The following is an 18,159-nucleotide window of genomic DNA, read 5'->3' as shown; positions in this document are numbered from 1 at the left end:
TCTTGCGCGCTTTCGTGTACGTTCAGGCCCGCAGGAGGCACGCCGTGTCGATCCATGTCGCATTGCACCATGTCACGCATTACCGCTACGACCGCGCGGTCGAACTCGGCCCACAGATCGTTCGCCTGCGTCCGGCGGCCCATAGCCGCACGCGGATTCTCTCCTATGCGCTGAAGGTTCAGCCCGAGCAGCACTTCATCAACTGGCAGCAGGACCCCCAGGGCAACTACCTGGCGCGCCTGGTCTTCCCGGAGAAAACCGACGAGCTGCGGATCGAAGTCGATTTGCTGGCGGAGATGGCGGTGTTCAATCCGTTCGATTTCTTCCTCGAGCCCTACGCCGAGAAAATCCCCTTCGCCTATGCCGCCGACGAGCAGCGCGAGCTGGCGCCTTACCTGGAAACCCTGCCACTGACGCCGAAGTTCAAGGCGTACCTTGAGGGCATCGACCGCACGCCGATACCGGCGGTGGATTTCCTGGTGGCCCTGAACCAGCGCCTGAGCGAAGACATCGGCTACCTGATCCGCATGGAGCCCGGCGTGCAGACGCCGGAGCAGACCCTGGACAAGGCTTCTGGCTCCTGCCGCGACTCCGCCTGGCTGCTGGTGCAACTGCTGCGCAACCTGGGGCTGGCCGCGCGCTTTGTTTCCGGCTACCTGATCCAGCTGACCGCCGACGTCAAATCCCTCGACGGCCCGTCCGGCACCGAGGTCGACTTCACCGACCTGCACGCCTGGTGCGAGGTGTACTTGCCCGGCGCCGGCTGGATCGGCCTGGACGCCACTTCCGGGCTGTTTGCCGGGGAAGGGCATATCCCGTTGGCTTGCAGCCCCGATCCGTCCTCGGCGGCGCCGATCAGCGGCCTGGTAGAGCCTTGTGAATGCGAGTTCGGCCATGAGATGTCGGTGGAGCGGGTCTGGGAAGCGCCGCGGGTCACCAAGCCCTACACCGAGGAGCAATGGCTGGCGATCCAGGCCCTGGGCCGGCAGATCGATGCCGACCTGCTGGCAGGCGACGTGCGCCTGACCATGGGCGGCGAGCCGACCTTCGTCTCGATCGACGACCCGGATGGCGCCGAATGGAACACCGCGGCTCTCGGGCCGAACAAGCGCCGGTTGTCCGCCGAGCTGTTCCAGCGCCTGCGCCAACACTACGCGCCCAAGGGCCTGGTGCACTTTGGCCAGGGCAAGTGGTACCCGGGCGAGCAATTGCCGCGCTGGTCGCTGAACTGCTACTGGCGCCGCGACGGCGTGCCGATCTGGCACAACGCCGCGCTGATTGCCGACGAATATGAAGACTATGGCGCCGACAGCGAGCTGGCCGGGCGTTTCCTCGCCAGCGTCGCCGAACGCTTGAAGCTGCCTGCGCGCTTTGTATTCCCGGCTTATGAAGACAACTTCTACTACCTGTGGCGCGAAGGCACCTTGCCGCAGAACGTCAGCGCCGAGGATTCGCGGCTGGCGGACGAGCTGGAGCGGGCGCGCCTGCGCAAGGTGTTCAGCCAGGGCCTGGACAAGGTCATCGGCCAGGTCCTGCCGCTGGCCCGTACCGCCAGGGGCGACCAGTGGCAGAGCGGCCGCTGGTACCTGCGCGATACCCACTGCCGGTTGATCCCGGGGGATTCGCCCCTGGGTTATCGCCTGCCGCTGGCGTCCCAGCCCTGGGTGACGGCGGCGGAGTACCCCTATGTGCACCCCACCGATCCGAACCAGGAGCTGCCCGAGCTGCCGGACAGCGCGCAACTGCGCGAACACGGCGAAGCGGCCGAGGCCGATGAGCGGGTGCCGCAGATCGACCAGTCCGCCGACTGGCTGACCCGCACCGCGTTCTGCGCCGAGGCGCGGGGCGGGCGCTTGTACCTGTTCATGCCGCCCCTGGAGCGCCTGGAGGATTACCTGGAGCTGGTCAGCGCCATCGAGGCCACCGCCGAGGAGTTGCATTGCCCGGTGCTGCTGGAGGGCTACGAGCCGCCGAGCGATCCGCGCCTGAGCAACTTCCGCGTCACCCCCGATCCGGGCGTGATCGAGGTCAACGTGCAGCCGTCCGCCAGTTGGGACGAGCTGGTGGAGCGCACCGAATTCCTCTACGAGGAAGCCCGGCAGACCCGCCTGACCACCGAGAAATTCATGATCGACGGGCGCCACACCGGCACCGGCGGCGGCAACCATTTAGTGCTGGGTGGCGCGACGCCGGCGGATTCGCCGTTCCTGCGCCGGCCGGACCTGTTGCGCAGCCTGATCAGCTACTGGCACAACCACCCGTCGTTGTCCTATCTGTTCTCCGGGTTGTTCATCGGCCCCACCTCCCAGGCACCGCGGGTCGACGAGGCGCGCAACGATGCGTTGTACGAGCTGGAAATCGCCTTCGCGCAGATGCCCGAACCGGGCGAAGAGTGCCCGCCATGGTTGGTCGACCGGCTGCTGCGCAACTTGCTGATCGACGTCACCGGCAACACTCACCGCGCCGAGTTCTGCATCGACAAGCTGTACTCGCCGGATGGCGCTACAGGCCGCCTGGGCCTGCTGGAACTACGCGCCTTTGAAATGCCGCCCCATGCGCGCATGAGCCTGGCCCAGCAACTGTTGCTGCGGGCCTTGGTCGCGCGCTTCTGGCGCGAGCCCTACGCCCCGGCCAAGCTGGCGCGCTGGGGCACCGAGCTGCACGACCGCTTCCTGTTGCCGCACTTCATCGAGCAGGACTTCGCCGATGTCATTGTCGAGCTCAATGCCGCCGGCTACCCGGTGCGGGCCGAGTGGTTCGCCGCGCACCTGGAGTTCCGTTTCCCCAAGGTCGGCGATTACGCGGTCGGCGGTGTCGAGCTGGAGCTGCGCCAGGCCCTGGAGCCTTGGCATGTGTTGGGGGAGGAGGGCTCCGCTGGCGGCACGGTGCGTTATGTCGACTCATCGCTGGAGCGCCTGCAGGTCAAGCTCACCGGGTTGGCGCCGCAGCGCTACCTGTTGACCTGCAATGGTGTCGCGGTGCCGCTGCAGCCCACCGGGCGAGTCGGGGAGTTCGTCGCCGGTGTGCGCTACCGGGCCTGGCAACCGTTCAACTGCCTGCAACCGACCATCCCGGTGCACGCGCCGCTGGTGTTCGACCTGCTCGATACCTGGATGCAGCGTTCCCTGGGCGGTTGCCAATACCATGTGGCCCATCCGGGCGGGCGCAACTACGACAGCCTGCCGGTGAATGCCAACGAAGCCGAGAGCCGGCGCATGGCGCGCTTCTTCCGCCTAGGGCACAGCCCCGGCACCTTGTCGGTGCCGAGCCTGACGATCAACGACGAGTTGCCGATGACACTCGATTTGCGACGTTTCTAAAGCAGACGCGACGCCCGGATGTTTCGCATATCCGGGCGTCATGTGTCTGCGTTAATCTGACTTACCTTGCCGTCTGCCGAGCTTTCCATGCCTGACCTGCTTGACCACTACCCGCTGACGGCGGGTACCTACCACGAACTGCTCGATGCCAGCGGCGCGGTGCGCCCGCACTGGCGCCGGCTGTTCGACCAGTTGCAGCGCAGCACGCCGGCGCAGTTGATGCAGCGCCAGGCGCTGCTGACCCGGCAGATCCAGGAAAACGGCGTCACCTACAACGTCTATGCCGACCCCAAGGGCGCCGACCGGCCGTGGGAACTGGACCTGTTGCCCCATGTGATCGCCGCCGATGAATGGCAGCAGCTGTCCGCCGGGATTGCGCAGCGGGCGCGTTTGCTCAATGCGGTGCTGGCCGACCTGTATGGGCCCCAGCGGCTGATCAGCGAGGGCCTGCTGCCGGCCGAGCTGGTCTTTGGCCATAACAACTTTCTCTGGCCGTGCCAGGGCATCCAGCCGCCGGACGGCGCCTTCCTGCACCTGTACGCGGTCGACCTGGCGCGCACCCCGGACGGGCGCTGGTGGGTCACCGCCGACCGTACCCAGGCGCCGTCCGGTGCCGGCTACGCCCTGGAAAACCGCATGATTGTGTCCCGGGCCTTTCCGGACCTGTACCGCGATCTGCAGGTGCAGCACCTGGCCGGGTTCTTCCGCACCCTGCAGGAAACCCTGGCCCGCCAGGCGCCCCGGGACGACGAAGCGCCACTGATCGTGCTGCTGACCCCGGGACGTTTCAACGAGAGCTATTTCGAACACCTGTACCTGGCGCGCCAGCTCGGTTATCCGCTGGTGGAAGGCGGCGACCTGACGGTGCGCGACGCCACGGTCTACCTCAAGACCCTGAGCGGCCTGCGGCGGGTGCACGCGATCATGCGCCGGCTCGACGACGACTTCTGCGACCCGCTGGAACTGCGCACCGACTCGGCCCTCGGCGTTCCGGGGTTGCTGGAGGCGGTGCGGCGGGGGCGGGTGCTGGTGGCCAATGCCCTGGGCAGCGGCGTGCTGGAGTCGCCAGGCTTGCTGGGTTTCTTGCCGAAGATCAGCGAGCACCTGTTCGGCGAAGAACTGATTCTGCCGTCCGTCGCCACCTGGTGGTGCGGCGAGGCGCCGGTGCTGGCCCAGGCCCTGGAGAAACTCCCGGAGTTGCTGATCAAGCCGGCGTTCCCGTCCCAGAGCTTTGCCCCGTTGTTTGGCCGCGACCTCTGCGAGAAAGAACGCCAGGCCCTGGCCGAACGCATGCGGGCGCGACCTTATGCCTATGTCGCCCAGGAGCTGGCGCAACTGTCCCAGGCGCCGGTCTGGCAGGCCGAGGACGGCCAGCTGCAACCGCGGGCCATCGGCATGCGGGTGTATGCCGTGGCCAGCCGCGACGGTTACCGGGTACTGCCGGGCGGCTTGACCCGGGTGGCCGCCGAGGCCGATGCCGAGGTGGTATCGATGCAGCGCGGCGGCGCCAGCAAGGACACCTGGGTGCTGGGCGAACGTGCGCCCAGCGGCGAACAGTGGAAAGGCCAGCGGACCATCGGCGTGCATGAACTGGTGCGGCGCGATCCGTACCTGCCGTCGCGGGTGGTGGAAAACCTGTTCTGGTTCGGCCGTTACTGCGAGCGTTGCGATGGCAGCGCGCGGCTGTTGCGGATCATGCTGGCGCGCTATGTCGACGGCGATGACCCGCAGGCCTTGCAGGCGGCGGTCGAGCTGGGCGAAAGCCTGATGCTGCTGCCGGACGAAGGCGAACTGCCCGAGCGTTTGTTGGCGGCCCTGCAGGGGGATGACTGGTCCTTCAGCCTGCGTTCCAACCTGCAGCGCCTGCAGTGGGCGGCGTCCCAGGTGCGCGGCAAGCTTTCGCGGGAGAACTGGCAGGCGCTGGTGGAATTGCAGCGCGAAGCCTTGGCGCTGGAGGCCCGCGAGCCGGACTTCGGCGAGTTGCTGGACTTCCTCAACCGTCTGGTGATGTCCCTGGCGGCGCTGTCGGGCTTCGCCCTGGACGACATGACCCGTGACGAAGGCTGGCGCTTCTTGATGATTGGCCGACGCATCGAGCGCCTGCAGTTTCTCAGCAGCAGCCTGGCGGCCTTCCTGCGCAGCGCCACCGCGTTCGACCAGGCCGGGCTGGAGTGGCTGCTGGAACTGGGCAACAGCAGTATCACCTACCGTTCCCGCTACCTGGCGGTGGCGCAGTTGATTCCGGTGCTCGACCTGTTGCTGCTCGACGAACAGAACCCTCATGCGGTGCTGTTCCAGCTGAAGCTGGTGACCCGGACCCTCAATCGCTTGAACGACGAGTTCGGCGTACCGCGCGAGGTCGGTTTGCCCAAGCTGGTGGGGCGTCTGGGGCGCTTCGACCTGGGCTGCCTGGAAAACCCGCTGTTCGGCGAGGCCAGCGTGCGGGCGGCGCTCGAAGGCCTGGCCGACCTGTTGCAGGAAATCGCCGATGCCAGCGGGCAGGTTTCCGACCGCCTGGCGCTGCGGCATTTCGCCCATGTCGACGATGTCAGCCAACGAACGGTATCCGTCTGATGAGCGCTCATTACCAGATCTTCCACGATACCCATTACCACTACGACAGTCCGGTTTCCCTGGCCCAGCAGCTGGCGCACCTGTGGCCGCGCGCCTGCGCCTGGCAGCATTGCAGCCAGCAGGAACTGCTGATCAGCCCCGACCCCACCAGCCGTCGCGACGAGCTGGACGTGTTCGGCAACCCGCTGACCCGGCTGGCGTTCGAGCGGCCCCATGACGAGCTGCTGGTCAATGCGCAGCTGACGGTGGAGGTGCTGGCCAGACCCGCGCTGGATTTCACCCGTTCATTGCCCTGGGACGCCACCCGCAGTGCGCTGACCTACAGCAGCCGGCCGTTATCCGCGGCCTTGATGGAGGCGTGCCGTTACCGCTTCGAGTCGCCTTATGTGCACTTGAAGAAAAGCTTCGTCGAGTTCTCCGAAAGCTGTTTCCCCGCCGGGCGTCCGTTGTTGCTGGGGGTGCAAGCGTTGATGGAAAAGATCTTCAGCGAGTTCACCTTCGATGCCGAAGCCACCCAGGTGGCGACGCCGCTGGTGGAAGTGCTGGAGCGGCGGCGCGGGGTCTGCCAGGACTTCGCCCATCTGATGCTGGCGTGTTTGCGTTCCCGCGGCCTGGCGGCGCGTTATGTCAGCGGCTACCTGCTGACCCAGCCGCCACCGGGGCAGCCACGCCTGATCGGCGCAGATGCCTCCCATGCCTGGGTTTCGGTGTTCTGCCCGGTGCTCGGCTGGGTGGATTTCGACCCGACCAACAACGTACAGCCGGCGCTGGAGCACATCACCCTGGCCTGGGGCCGGGATTTTTCCGATGTGTCGCCGTTGCGCGGGGTGATTCTCGGCGGCGGCAGCCACGACCCGGAAGTGCGGGTGACGGTGATGCCGCTGAATGAACGGATCTCTCTGTAGCCGCTGCCGCAGGCTGCGATAAGGTTCGCAGAACCTTCCAGCGGTCTAAAAAAACACAGCCGCTATGCGCCCGAGCGCAGCCTTCGGCAGCGGCTACAGGCTTTACAGGAGTTACTTATGTTCCCGGTATCGATCAAGGGCGTGCTGCAATCCCCCGAGGGGCTGGTGGTGCTGATGCTCAACGAGCGTGACGAGTGGGAGCTGCCCGGCGGGCGGATCGAGCTGGGGGAGACGGCGCCCCAATGCCTGGCGCGGGAGATCGAGGAGGAGCTGGACGTGCGGGTGGCGGTGGGCGAGCCGCTGGATTCGTACCTGTTCGAAGTCATCCCTGGCAAGCAGGTCTTTATCTCGACCTATCGCTGCCGGCTCCTGGGCGGTTTTGTGCCAACCGTCAGCCACGAGCACAAGGAAATCGGCCTGTTCGCGGCGGACCGGCTACCGGCCAACTTGCCACAGGGTTATCGCGATTCGATTGTCAAAGCGTTGGGTATCCGAGGGTCGGCAACGGATGGCCGACCCCAGATCCCGAGGGCCTGATAGAGGTATCGGGCCTGGCGGGTCTCAGGCCTTGGGAGCCTGATCGTCTACTGCATCGGCGTCGTCGACGGCCACGTCGTCTTCTGTATCCGGGCTTGGTGCGCCGGCTTCTTCAGCGGCCGCTTTCTTGCGTTGCAGCTTTTCCTCTTTCTTCTGCTCCTTTGCCAGGTCTCGCTGACGTTTGGCGAAGGAGTAATTGGGTTTAGCCATGGGCGATCCTCTGGGGTCGAAGGTGAGGTTTGAGCGGCGCGTATTCTGCCCTGTATCGGGGCTCGGCGGTTAATCGGGTTTCTGCTCGGCCCATTTGGGGGCTACCGTCGGTTGCCAGGCCTCCAGCGCCTCCAGCAGTTTGCGCGGCGATTCGCTCACTTGCAGCATGTCACGGTGCGGGGTGCGAACGAAGCCTTCGCCGACGATATGATCGAGAAAACCCGTGAGCTTCTCGTAGAAACCATTTACTTCCAGCAGCCCCAGGGGCTTGGCGTGATAGCCCAATTGCCCCCAGGTCCAGACTTCGAACAACTCCTCCAGGGTACCCAGGCCGCCAGGCAGCGCGATAAAGGCGTCGCTCAGCTCGGCCATGCGTGCCTTGCGGGCGTGCATGCCGTCGACCACTTCCAGGCGCGTCAGGCCCGGATGGCCGATTTCCTTGTCCTTGAGGCTCTGGGGAATGATGCCGATGACTTCGCCGCCAGCCGCCAGGGCCGCGTCGGCGACTATGCCCATCAGGCCGACGGCGCCACCGCCATAGACCAGGGTCAGCTTGCGTTCGGCCAGTTGGCGCCCGAGGGCTTCGGCGGCCTCGCGGTAGGCCGGGTTGGTGCCGGTGCTGGCACCGCAGAACACGCATACAGACGCTAAAGACATGCCTTACTCCATGGTCGGTGAGGGCCACAGAGTAATGGCTGGCCGGCCGCGCTCCAAGGGTCAATCCTCGCCGCGGGGGCTTTCATAGGTGCCGCTGGCGCCACAGGCATAGGCGGCGAGCAGGTTGCGGAACAGGCTGTTGAGGTGCATGGCAGACACTCCGATAGTGATGTGCGCCGAGCATAGGCCCGCGGCCGATGGCTGGCTGTTTGATTCTCTCGATCAGGCCGATAGCGCAAAGTTGTATACAATTTCTTGATGTAAATCATAGGAACTTGTGAAAAATTCAGGCAGTCTTCACCTTCATGGATTCAGATGGATTTTGTTAACCCTGCCTTGGAGATTCACCATGTTTGCCAAACTCGTTGCGGTATCCCTGCTGACACTGGCCAGCAGCCAGCTGATGGCCGCCGAATGCAAGGTCGATGTCGACTCCACCGACCAGATGTCCTTCAACACGAAGGAAATCACCATCGACAAGAGCTGCAAGACCTTCACCGTGAACCTGACTCACTCCGGCAGCCTGCCGAAGAACGTCATGGGCCATAACTGGGTATTGAGCAAAAGCGCGGACATGGCCGGTATCGCTACCGACGGTATGGCCGCCGGCATCGACAAGAACTACCTGAAAGAAGGCGACAGCCGCGTCATCGCCCACACCAAGATCATCGGCTCCGGCGAAAAAGACTCGGTGACCTTCGACGTGTCGAAGCTGACCGCTGGCGAAAGCTACGAGTTCTTCTGCTCGTTCCCGGGCCACAACTCGATGATGAAAGGCGCCGTGGTGCTGAAGTGATCGGTTGATTCCGTGTGATGAAAAAGCGCCCTGCGGGGCGCTTTTTTTGTGCCTGGAACTGCGTATACAGACTTGTAGCCGCTGCCGAGCCTGCGAGGCTGCGTACGAGGACGCAGTCCTCGCAAAACCTGCCCACGCGGTCCATCGAACATAACGCGGCGCCTGGTTTGGCGACCGCTCTGCGGCCGTGCGCAGCCTCGCAGGCTCGGCAGCGGCTACGGGCTGTTTATGGCGCGAACGGCATCACGCGTTTGTGATGGGTCTTGTTGTAGGTGTTGCAGATGATCTTGAACGCCTCCTCGCGCACCGGCTGGCCGTGGAGGAAGGCGTCGATCTCGGCGTAGGTCACGCCGTGGGACGCTTCGTCCGGCTTGCCGGGAGACAGGTCTTCCAGGTCGGCGGTAGGGATCTTCTCCACCAGCGACTCCGGCGCGCCGAAATGCCGGGCAATGGCCCGCACCTGGTTCTTCACCAGCCCGCTCAGCGGGGCCAGGTCGCAGGCGCCGTCACCGAACTTGGTGAAGAAACCCATCACCGCTTCGGCGGCGTGGTCGGTGCCGATCACCAGGCCATGGGCGGCGCCGGCGATGGTGTACTGCGCGACCATGCGCATGCGTGCCTTGGTGTTGCCAAGGACGAAGTCCCGGGTTACCGCCTGATGGCCTTCGAAGGCCGCCACTTCATTGGCCAGGGACTTGACCGCCGGCCCGATGTTCACGGTGTGGCGCTCGTCGGGTTCGATGAAGTCCACCGAGGCCTGGGCATCGTGTTCGTCGAACTGCACGTCGTACGGCAGGCGCACGGCGATGAAACGATAGCCCTGGTCGCCACTGCTGGCGCGCAGTTCGCGCATCGCCCGCTGGGCCAGCAGGCCCGCGGTCAGGGAGTCGACGCCACCGCTGATGCCCAGCACCAAGGCCTTGAGCCCGGAATTGAGCAGGCATTGCTGGATGAACGCGACCCGCCGGGCGACTTCTGCCTCGAGATCGGCCTGGTCCTTGAAAGGGGGTTGGACCTTGAGCTGTTCAGCAATCTCACGCTGTACGGCTTGCATGATTCACTCCTTGCTTGATGTGCCAGAAAGGGCGGCAGGTACTTGGAAAACGTGGCGCAAATAAGCGACGAAGTTGGGATCCTTGCAATGGGTCTTGCCCGCTTCGTCGGAGATCTTGGCGACGGGCTGGCCATTGCAGGCGGCCATTTTAAGCACGATGCTCATCGGCTCGACACCGGGAATATCGCACGTCAGGTTGGTGCCGATACCGAAGCTGACATTGATCCGACCGCGCAACGCGCGAAAAATCTCCAGGGACTTGGGCAGTGTCAGGCTGTCGGAGAACACCAGGGTCTTGCTCATGGGCTCGATGCCCAGTTTCAGGTAATGGGCGATGGCCTTTTCCGCCCAGATGATCGGGTCGCCCGAGTCATGGCGCAAACCGTCGAACAGCTTGGCGAAGTACAGATCGAAGTCGTTGAGGAAGGCGTCGGTGGTGATGCAGTCGGTCAGGGCGATCCCCAGCAGGCCGCGGTACTCGCGGACCCAGCAGTCGAGGGCGGCGATCTGGCTGTCGATCAGCCGCGGCCCCAGTTGCTGGTGGGCCATGATCCATTCGTGGGCCATGGTGCCCAGGGGTTTCATGTTCAGCTCGCGGGACAGGTGCACGTTGCTGGTGCCGACGAAACGCCCGGGGAAGTCGTGCTTGAGCACGTTCACCACTTCTTCCTGGACCCGGTACGAGAAGCGCCGGCGGGTGCCGAAGTCGGCCACCTGCAGGTGCGACAGTTCATCGGCGCTGGCGTTGGCGCTCAGCCAGTCGAACTTGCGATACAGCTGTTCGCGCGCCTGTTCCAGGACGACTTCGCGGTAGCGATAGCGGTTACGCACCTCGCTGACGATCGCCAGCATCGGCACTTCGAACAGGATCACGTGCAGCCAGGGCCCGCGCAGGCGGATGAACAGCTCGCCGTTCTCGATACCGGTATGCACATACCGCAGGTTGAAGCGGAACAGCCCGAGAAAACGCAGGAAGTCCGGTTTCAGGAAGCTGATGCGCTCGAGAAAACTCAACTGGTCGGCGCTCAGGCTCAGGTCGGCCAGGCGCTCGAACTGATAACGGATCTCCGCCAGATAGGGGCGCAGGTCCTCGCTGTTGCGGCAGCGGAATTCCCATTCGACTTCCACATTGGGGTAGTTGTGCAGCACCGCCTGCATCATGGTCAGTTTGTAGAAGTCGGTGTCGAGCAGGTTCTGCACGATGCGATCGGCAAACACACTCTCGCTCATAACGGGAATCTCCATGCTGGCCGCGATCAAGGGCGCGGCTTTCCAGCTTGTTCAATGAAGGCAGTAGTGGCGCATATCCGCCGTGGGTTTTGCCAGTGTTTTTTGCTTGAGGACGATGTCGAGGCTGATGGCCTCATCGCGGGCAAGCCTCGCTCCTACAAGAGCGGTGCCGTACCAGTAGGAGCGAGGCTTGCCCGCGATAGCGCCCGTGCGGCCCGCACTCATCCCGGATCAGGCCGGCGTCGGGCTGTCGATCTGTTCCAGCATCCAGCGTACGAAGTCCCGCACCTTGGGCACTTCGGCCGCATGTTCGGGGTAGGCCAGGTAATAGGCATCGTGGCTGGGCATGGCGTAGTCCCAGGCCAGCACCAGCTTGCCCTCGGCCAGTTCTTCTTCCACCAGGAACCGCGGCAGCAGGGCCACGCCGCAGCCGACCTGGGCGGCCCGGATGCACATGTAGAAGGTTTCGAAGCGCGGGCCGTGATAGCTGTGCTCGGTGTGGTAACCCTGGCTGTCGAACCAGTCATGCCAGGCCTGCGGCCGTGAGGCCAGTTGCAGCAGCACCAGTTCAGCCAGCTGCGTCGGGTCGGTGAACGGCTTGTCCGGCAGGCTGCCGGGGGCGCAGACCGCCACCAGCTCTTCGCCGAACAGCTTCAGGCACTCGGTGCCGGGGCGCGAGCCCTGGCCGAAGTAGAACGCCATGTCGCTGCGGCCCTGCAGCAGGTCGTCGGCTTCCTGCTCGTTGCACAGGTCCAGGTGGATCTGCGGGTGGCGCAGGCGCCAGCCCTTGAGGCGCGGCACCAGCCAGCGCGCGCCGAAAGTCGATGGGGTGGACACCCGCAGGACTTCGGTTTCGCCGCCGTAGGAGCGCAGGTAATGGGTCGACATCTCGATCTGCGAGAGGATCTTGCGCACTTCCACCAGGTACAGGTCGCCGGCCGGGGTCAGTTGCAGGCGCCGGCGTACCCGGCGAAACAGCAGGTGTTGCAGGAGCTCTTCCAACTGCGCGACCTGCTTGCTGACCGCGCTCTGGGTCAGGTTCAGCTCCTCGGCGGCGCGAGTGAAGCTCAGGTGCCGGGTGACGGCCTCGAAACACTGCAGGGCGGTGATCGAGGGCAGGTAGCGTTTGTTCAGCATCGAGGGTTCCTTGTTCTTGTCCCGGCTGCGCAGCATGAATAAACGGAATGATATCTCGCCTAATCGTCGTTTGTTGGCAAGTCTCGGGCCGGCTACAACTACAGTCCTGAATGGCTGTGTCAACGGCTACGACTTTTTGCTTTCCATTTGTAAGGAGTGACCCATGGTTGTCGCATTGCTTGATCGTCTTGGTGTGAACCCGGCCCTGTATCAATCGGGCAAGCAGCCCGTGCATTCGCCGATCGACGGCAGCCGCATCGCCTCGGTGAACTGGCAGGGCGCGGCCGAGGTGGAGCAGCAGGTCAGTCGCGCGGAGCATGCGTTCGAGTTGTGGCGCAAGGTGCCTGCACCGCGTCGCGGCGAGCTGGTGCGCCAGTTCGGCGAAGTGCTGCGCGAATACAAGGCCGACCTCGGTGAGCTGGTGTCCTGGGAAGCCGGCAAGATCACCCAGGAAGGCCTGGGCGAAGTGCAGGAAATGATCGACATCTGCGACTTCGCGGTCGGCCTGTCACGCCAGCTGTACGGCCTGACGATCGCCTCCGAGCGCCCGGGCCACCACATGCGCGAAACCTGGCACCCGCTGGGCATCGTCGGGGTGATCAGCGCGTTCAACTTCCCGGTCGCGGTCTGGGCCTGGAACACCACCCTGGCGCTGGTCTGCGGCAACCCGGTGATCTGGAAACCCTCGGAAAAGACCCCGTTGACCGCCCTGGCCTGCCAGGCGCTGTTCGAGCGCGTGCTGAAGAACTTCAGCGATGCCCCCGAGTACCTGAGCCAGGTGATCATCGGCGGGCGCGACGCCGGCGAAGCGCTGGTGGACGACCCGCGCGTGGCCCTGATCAGCGCCACCGGCAGCACCCGCATGGGCCGCGAAGTGGCGCCGAAAGTCGCCGCGCGTTTCGCCCGCAGCATCCTCGAGCTGGGCGGCAACAACGCGATGATCCTGGGGCCGAGCGCCGATCTGGACATGGCCGTGCGCGCCATCCTGTTCAGCGCCGTCGGTACTGCTGGCCAGCGCTGCACGACGTTGCGCCGGCTGATTGCCCATGAATCGGTGAAGGACGAAATCGTCACCCGCCTCAAGGCCGCCTATTCCAAGGTGCGCATCGGCCATCCGCTGCAAGGCAACCTGGTCGGCCCGCTGATCGACAAGCACAGCTTCGACAACATGCAGGATGCGCTGGAGCAGGCCCTGAGCGAGGGAGGCCGGGTGTTCGGCGGCAAGCGCCAGCTGGAAGACCAGTTCCCCAACGCCTATTACGTGTCGCCGGCGATTGTCGAAATGCCGGAGCAGAGCGACGTGGTGTGCAGCGAGACCTTCGCACCGATTCTCTACGTGGTGGGCTACAGCGATTTCGCCGAAGCGCTGCGCCTGAACAACGCCGTGCCGCAAGGCCTGTCGTCCTGCATCTTCACCACCGATGTGCGTGAGGCCGAGCAGTTCATGTCGGCGGTGGGCAGCGACTGCGGCATCGCCAACGTCAACATCGGCCCGAGCGGCGCGGAAATCGGCGGCGCCTTCGGTGGCGAGAAAGAAACCGGCGGCGGCCGCGAGTCCGGCTCCGATGCTTGGCGCGCCTATATGCGCCGGCAGACCAACACCGTGAACTACTCGCTGGAGTTGCCATTGGCGCAGGGTATTACCTTCGATTGATCGACCCCGATCGCGCCCGCCTGCCGGGCGCTGTAGCCGCTGCCGAAGGCTGCGATAAGCTCCGAAGGAGCTTGGTTCCCGATCTCCTGTCGGGCCTATGGCGGTCTTCAGGTCGCCGCGACCGTAGCGGTCGATCGCAGCCTGCGGCAGCGACTACAGGGGAGGTGCTGGTTCATGGTCTGTGGTTCGTTGATTTCGGAGTCTGGCAATGCCGTTACGCGAAGAATGCCTGTGGGAAAAACTGACGCCGCAAAGGCCTGACAATGCCTCGCTCAAGGGCGAGGTCAGGGTGGATGTCTGCGTGATCGGCGCGGGCTTTACCGGCCTGTCGGCCGCCGTGCACCTGCTGGAGCAGGGCAAAAGGGTCTGTGTACTGGAAGCCCACCGCACCGGACACGGTGGTTCGGGACGCAACGTGGGCCTGGTGAATGCCGGGATGTGGATCCCGCCGGACGAGATCGAGGCCGGTTTCGGCGAGGCGGTCGGCAGCCAGCTCAACCGCATGCTGGGGGCGGCGCCGGCCCTGGTGTTCAGCCTGATCGACAAATACCGTATCGATTGCCAGCTGCGCCGCGAAGGCACCCTGCACATGGCGCACAACGCCCGGGGCGAGGCCGACCTGCGCAGCCGGGAAGCCCAGTGGAAACGCCGGGGCGCGCCGGTCGAGCTGTTGACCGGCACGGCCTGTGAAACCGCCACCGGCACCCAAAAGATCGCCGCCGCCTTGCTCGATCGCCGAGCCGGCACGGTCAATCCGATGGCCTATGTCAGTGGCCTGGCCAAGGCCGCGGTCGACCTGGGTGGCCAACTGTTCGACCATTCACCGGTGACCCGTCTCGAACGCCAGGGCCAGCGCTGGTCGGTGCAGACCGCCCAGGGCTCGGTACTGGCCGAGCAGGTGGTGATTGCCTCCAATGCTTACACCGAGGGCGACTGGACCGAATTGCGGCGCAATTTTTTCCCCGGTTACTACTATCAGGTCGCCTCCAGGCCGCTGGCCGAGGAAGCCGCGCAACGGATCCTGCCGGGTGGCCAGGGCTCCTGGGACACCCGCCAGGTGCTCAGCAGCATTCGCCGGGACGCCGACGGCCGCCTGCTGCTGGGCAGCCTGGGCAATGGCAACCAGAAGCCGGCCTGGTTCCTCAAGGCCTGGGCCGACCGGGTACAGCAGCACTATTTCCCCTACCTGAAAGCGGTGGAGTGGGAGTGCACCTGGACCGGTTGCATCGCCTTTACCCCCGATCACCTGATGCGTCTGTTCGAGCCGGCGCCCGGTCTGGTGGCGGTCACCGGCTACAACGGCCGGGGCGTGACCACCGGCACCGTGGTCGGCAAGGCGTTCGCCGATTACCTGTGTAACGGAAATCCTCAGGCGTTGCCGATTCCCTTCGCTCCCATGCAGCCCCTGGCGGGCGTGGGTTTGCGCAGTTGCCTGTACGAGGCCGGGTTCTCCCTGTATCACGCGGGCCAGTGCCTGCGCATCGTTATCTGACAGAGGAAATATGTTGCCGGGTGCGGCGCTTTTCGGCGCAGCGACTAGCCTGTAGTGGTGCGGGGCGTAGCAGTCCCGCACCAGTAGTGTGCAGTTCGGTTACGCAGGCTGTTACAGGCTGGTTGCACGTTGATTTGCGCCGCGGTTGCAATGATGGCGCAGGCGGGTTGCGCCTGATGTTTTGTAGGGTTTTACCTTCCGCGGTTTAGACGGTTGCACGCCCAATAAAAAAGGGCTCGAAACAGTCGAAATAACAATAAAAGAGCGACTTTTTTCAGAATAAAAAACCAATGGCACGGCCCTTGCTCTGAGCATTCGGTGAAGTCGCAGTGCCAACTAAAAAAACCTTGGAGCACCACCTCATGTCCCAGACGTTTTACAAGAAAGGCTTTCTGGCCCTCGCAGTGGCAGCTGCGTTGGGTGTTTCTGCGTTTGCTCAGGCCGACCTCAAGATCGGCGTAGCGGGTCCCATGACAGGCGCCAACGCGGCATTTGGCGAGCAGTACATGAAGGGTGCACAGGCAGCGGCTGACGAAATCAACGCCAAGGGCGGCGTCAACGGCGAGAAGATCGTCCTGGTCAAGGGCGACGACGCCTGCGAACCGAAACAGGCTGTGGCCGTAGCCAACCGCCTGGTCGACCAGGACAAGGTGATCGGCGTGGTCGGGCACTTCTGCTCCTCCAACACCATCCCCGCTTCCGAGGTGTACGACGAAGCTGGCGTGATCGCCATCACCCCGGGCTCCACCAACCCGCAGGTCACCGAACGTGGCCTCTCCGCCATGTTCCGCATGTGCGGGCGTGACGACCAGCAGGGTATCGTCGCCGGCGACTACATCGTCGATGTGCTCAAGGGCAAGAAAGTCGTGGTCCTGCACGACAAGGACACCTATGGCCAGGGCCTGGCGGACGCCACCAAGGCACAGCTGAGCAAGCGCGGCGTGACGCCGGTGCTGTACGAAGGCCTGACCCGTGGCGAAAAAGACTTCAGCGCCGTGGTCACCAAGATCCGCGCCGCCGGTGCCGATGTCGTCTACTTCGGCGGCCTGCACCCGGAAGCCGGCCCGCTGGTCCGCCAGCTGCGCGAACAGGGCCTGAAAGACGTCAAGTTCATGTCCGACGACGGTATCGTCACCGACGAACTGGTGACCACCGCTGGCGGCCCGCAGTACGTCGACGGTGTGTACATGACCTTCGGCGCCGACCCACGCCTGCTGCCGGACAGCAAGACCGTGGTTGACGCTTTCCGCAAGGCCGGCACCGAGCCTGAAGGCTACACACTGTATGCCTACGCGTCGGTCCAGGCCCTGGCTGCCGGCTTCAACGGCGCCAAATCCAACAAGGGCGAAGACGCCGCCAAGTGGCTCAAGGCCAACCCGGTGAAAACCGTGATGGGCGAGAAGACCTGGGACGCCAAGGGCGACCTGAAAGTCTCCGACTACGTGGTTTACCAGTGGGACAAGGACGGCAAATACCACCAGCTGGAAAAACAGAAGTGACATGAGCGTCTGGGCAGGCCGGCCCATCCTCCAGGGGAGGGCGCAGGCCTGCCGCATGCGTGTCCGTGCAGTACCTGTCTTTTCTCGTAGAGCTGCACAACTGTCGTGTTGCGCGGGTGGTTGAACCCCAGGCCGTCGTATCCGCTGTGTGCAGTCTCTCAAATGCGTGAGATTGCGTTATGGATGGTATTTTCCTGCAGCAACTGATCAATGGACTGACCCTCGGGTCTGTCTATGGTCTGATCGCCATCGGCTACACAATGGTCTATGGCATCATTGGCATGATCAACTTCGCCCACGGCGAGGTTTACATGATTTCCGCTTACCTCGCGGCAATCAGTCTGGCTCTGCTGGCCTACTTCGGCATCGAATCCTTCCCGCTGCTCATTCTCGGTACCCTGGTCTTCACCGTCGTCGTGACGGGGATCTACGGCTGGGTCATCGAGCGCGTCGCCTACAAACCCCTGCGTAACTCCACCCGCCTGGCGCCGCTGATCAGTGCCATCGGGATCTCGCTGATCCTGCAGAACTACGCGCAGATCAGCCAGGGCGCCAAGCAACAAGGTGTACCGACGCTGCTGGCCGGCGCCTGGAAGGTCGATATCGGTACCGGTTTCGTCCAGCTCACCTACACCAAGATCTTCATCCTGGTGGCGGCATTCGCCGGCATGGCGTTGCTCACCTACATCATCAAGTACACCAAGCTCGGCCGCATGTGCCGTGCCACCCAGCAAGACCGCAAGATGGCCTCGATCCTCGGGATCAACACCGATCGAGTGATTTCCTACGTGTTCATCATCGGCGCCGCCATGGCGGCGCTGGCGGGCGTACTGATCACCATGAACTACGGCACGTTCGACTTCTACGCAGGCTTCGTCATCGGCATCAAGGCGTTCACCGCGGCGGTACTCGGCGGTATCGGTTCGCTGCCGGGCGCGATGCTCGGCGGGATCATCCTCGGGATCTCCGAGTCACTGTTCTCCGGTCTGATCAACTCCGACTACAAAGACGTGTTCAGTTTCTCGCTGCTGGTGCTGATTCTGATCTTCCGTCCCCAAGGCCTGCTGGGTCGCCCACTCGTGGCGAAGGTATAA

At 64.2% G+C, this 18,159-nt stretch carries 14 protein-coding genes; 9 read left to right on the top strand and 5 right to left on the bottom strand.

The genetic code is table 11. The features are described from left to right. Positions 1 to 44 precede the first annotated feature (44 nt). The 4 genes from AC07VU_RS08225 to AC07VU_RS08210 all read left to right on the top strand — a co-directional run bounded on the left by AC07VU_RS08225 (position 45) and on the right by AC07VU_RS08210 (position 7,336). Positions 45 to 3,320 carry a transglutaminase family protein gene (locus AC07VU_RS08225; RefSeq protein WP_495029717.1) on the top strand — a complete coding sequence of 1,092 codons (3,276 nt, stop codon included), beginning with the start codon at positions 45 to 47 and terminating at the stop codon, positions 3,318 to 3,320. Positions 3,321 to 3,407: 87 nt separating this feature from the next. Next, the gene (locus AC07VU_RS08220; protein WP_495029716.1) at positions 3,408 to 5,894 is read left to right on the top strand and encodes a circularly permuted type 2 ATP-grasp protein; all 2,487 of its coding nucleotides are present in this window, start codon (positions 3,408 to 3,410) and stop codon (positions 5,892 to 5,894) included. Then, positions 5,894 to 6,799: a transglutaminase family protein gene (locus AC07VU_RS08215; RefSeq protein WP_009041918.1), complete on the top strand. Its 906-nt coding sequence runs from the start codon at positions 5,894 to 5,896 to the stop codon at positions 6,797 to 6,799. The genes AC07VU_RS08220 and AC07VU_RS08215 overlap by 1 nt, the downstream gene beginning before the upstream one ends. Positions 6,800 to 6,916: 117 nt before the next feature. Next, complete coding sequence (locus tag AC07VU_RS08210) at positions 6,917 to 7,336, top strand: NUDIX hydrolase (protein WP_274305368.1); 420 nt, start codon at positions 6,917 to 6,919, stop codon at positions 7,334 to 7,336. A gap of 24 nt (positions 7,337 to 7,360) precedes the next feature. On the opposite strand, the gene AC07VU_RS08205 is transcribed toward AC07VU_RS08210, so the two are convergent. Both AC07VU_RS08205 and AC07VU_RS08200 read right to left on the bottom strand, forming a co-directional pair. Continuing rightward, positions 7,361 to 7,546: a hypothetical protein gene (locus tag AC07VU_RS08205; RefSeq protein ID WP_009041920.1), complete on the bottom strand. Its 186-nt coding sequence runs from the start codon at positions 7,544 to 7,546 to the stop codon at positions 7,361 to 7,363. Between the two features lie 69 nt (positions 7,547 to 7,615). Then, complete coding sequence (locus AC07VU_RS08200) at positions 7,616 to 8,203, bottom strand: cytokinin riboside 5'-monophosphate phosphoribohydrolase (protein ID WP_092419106.1); 588 nt, start codon at positions 8,201 to 8,203, stop codon at positions 7,616 to 7,618. A 349-nt stretch (positions 8,204 to 8,552) separates the two neighbouring features. Here AC07VU_RS08200 and azu point away from each other — a divergent pair, with 349 nt between their 5' ends. After that, positions 8,553 to 8,999, top strand: coding sequence for an azurin (gene azu / locus AC07VU_RS08195; RefSeq protein ID WP_007921507.1), 447 nt, complete (start codon positions 8,553 to 8,555; stop codon positions 8,997 to 8,999). A gap of 226 nt (positions 9,000 to 9,225) precedes the next feature. On the opposite strand, the gene nadE is transcribed toward azu, so the two are convergent. From nadE to AC07VU_RS08180, 3 genes are all read right to left on the bottom strand, one after another. Continuing rightward, positions 9,226 to 10,053 (bottom strand): NAD(+) synthase, encoded by an 828-nt coding sequence (gene nadE, locus AC07VU_RS08190; protein ID WP_007925206.1) that lies wholly within the window; start codon positions 10,051 to 10,053, stop codon positions 9,226 to 9,228. Positions 10,054 to 10,056: 3 nt separating this feature from the next. After that, a complete protein-coding gene (gene pncB / locus AC07VU_RS08185) occupies positions 10,057 to 11,283 on the bottom strand; it encodes a nicotinate phosphoribosyltransferase (protein WP_495029715.1) in 1,227 nt (408 codons plus the stop codon). 231 nt (positions 11,284 to 11,514) lie between these two features. Then, complete coding sequence (locus tag AC07VU_RS08180; RefSeq protein ID WP_025808040.1) at positions 11,515 to 12,420, bottom strand: LysR family transcriptional regulator; 906 nt, start codon at positions 12,418 to 12,420, stop codon at positions 11,515 to 11,517. A 163-nt stretch (positions 12,421 to 12,583) separates the two neighbouring features. Between AC07VU_RS08180 and amaB the strand changes: the two genes are divergently transcribed. The 4 genes from amaB to AC07VU_RS08160 all read left to right on the top strand — a co-directional run bounded on the left by amaB (position 12,584) and on the right by AC07VU_RS08160 (position 18,159). Continuing rightward, on the top strand, positions 12,584 to 14,074 hold the full coding sequence (gene amaB / locus AC07VU_RS08175) for an L-piperidine-6-carboxylate dehydrogenase (RefSeq protein WP_495029714.1): 1,491 nt from the start codon (positions 12,584 to 12,586) through the stop codon (positions 14,072 to 14,074). Between the two features lie 208 nt (positions 14,075 to 14,282). Continuing rightward, positions 14,283 to 15,566 carry an L-pipecolate oxidase gene (gene amaA / locus AC07VU_RS08170; RefSeq protein WP_495029713.1) on the top strand — a complete coding sequence of 428 codons (1,284 nt, stop codon included), beginning with the start codon at positions 14,283 to 14,285 and terminating at the stop codon, positions 15,564 to 15,566. 362 nt (positions 15,567 to 15,928) lie between these two features. Then, positions 15,929 to 17,065 carry a branched-chain amino acid ABC transporter substrate-binding protein gene (locus tag AC07VU_RS08165; RefSeq protein ID WP_009046713.1) on the top strand — a complete coding sequence of 379 codons (1,137 nt, stop codon included), beginning with the start codon at positions 15,929 to 15,931 and terminating at the stop codon, positions 17,063 to 17,065. Positions 17,066 to 17,244: 179 nt separating this feature from the next. Next, entirely contained in the window at positions 17,245 to 18,159 is a 915-nt protein-coding gene (locus tag AC07VU_RS08160) for an ABC transporter permease subunit (RefSeq protein ID WP_053259441.1), read from the top strand.

It is taken from the genome of Pseudomonas sp. GW821-FHT02B10, assembly GCF_059421865.1.
Note: the sequence above shows the minus strand (reverse complement) of the source record. Positions and strands in the feature narration are given on the sequence as shown.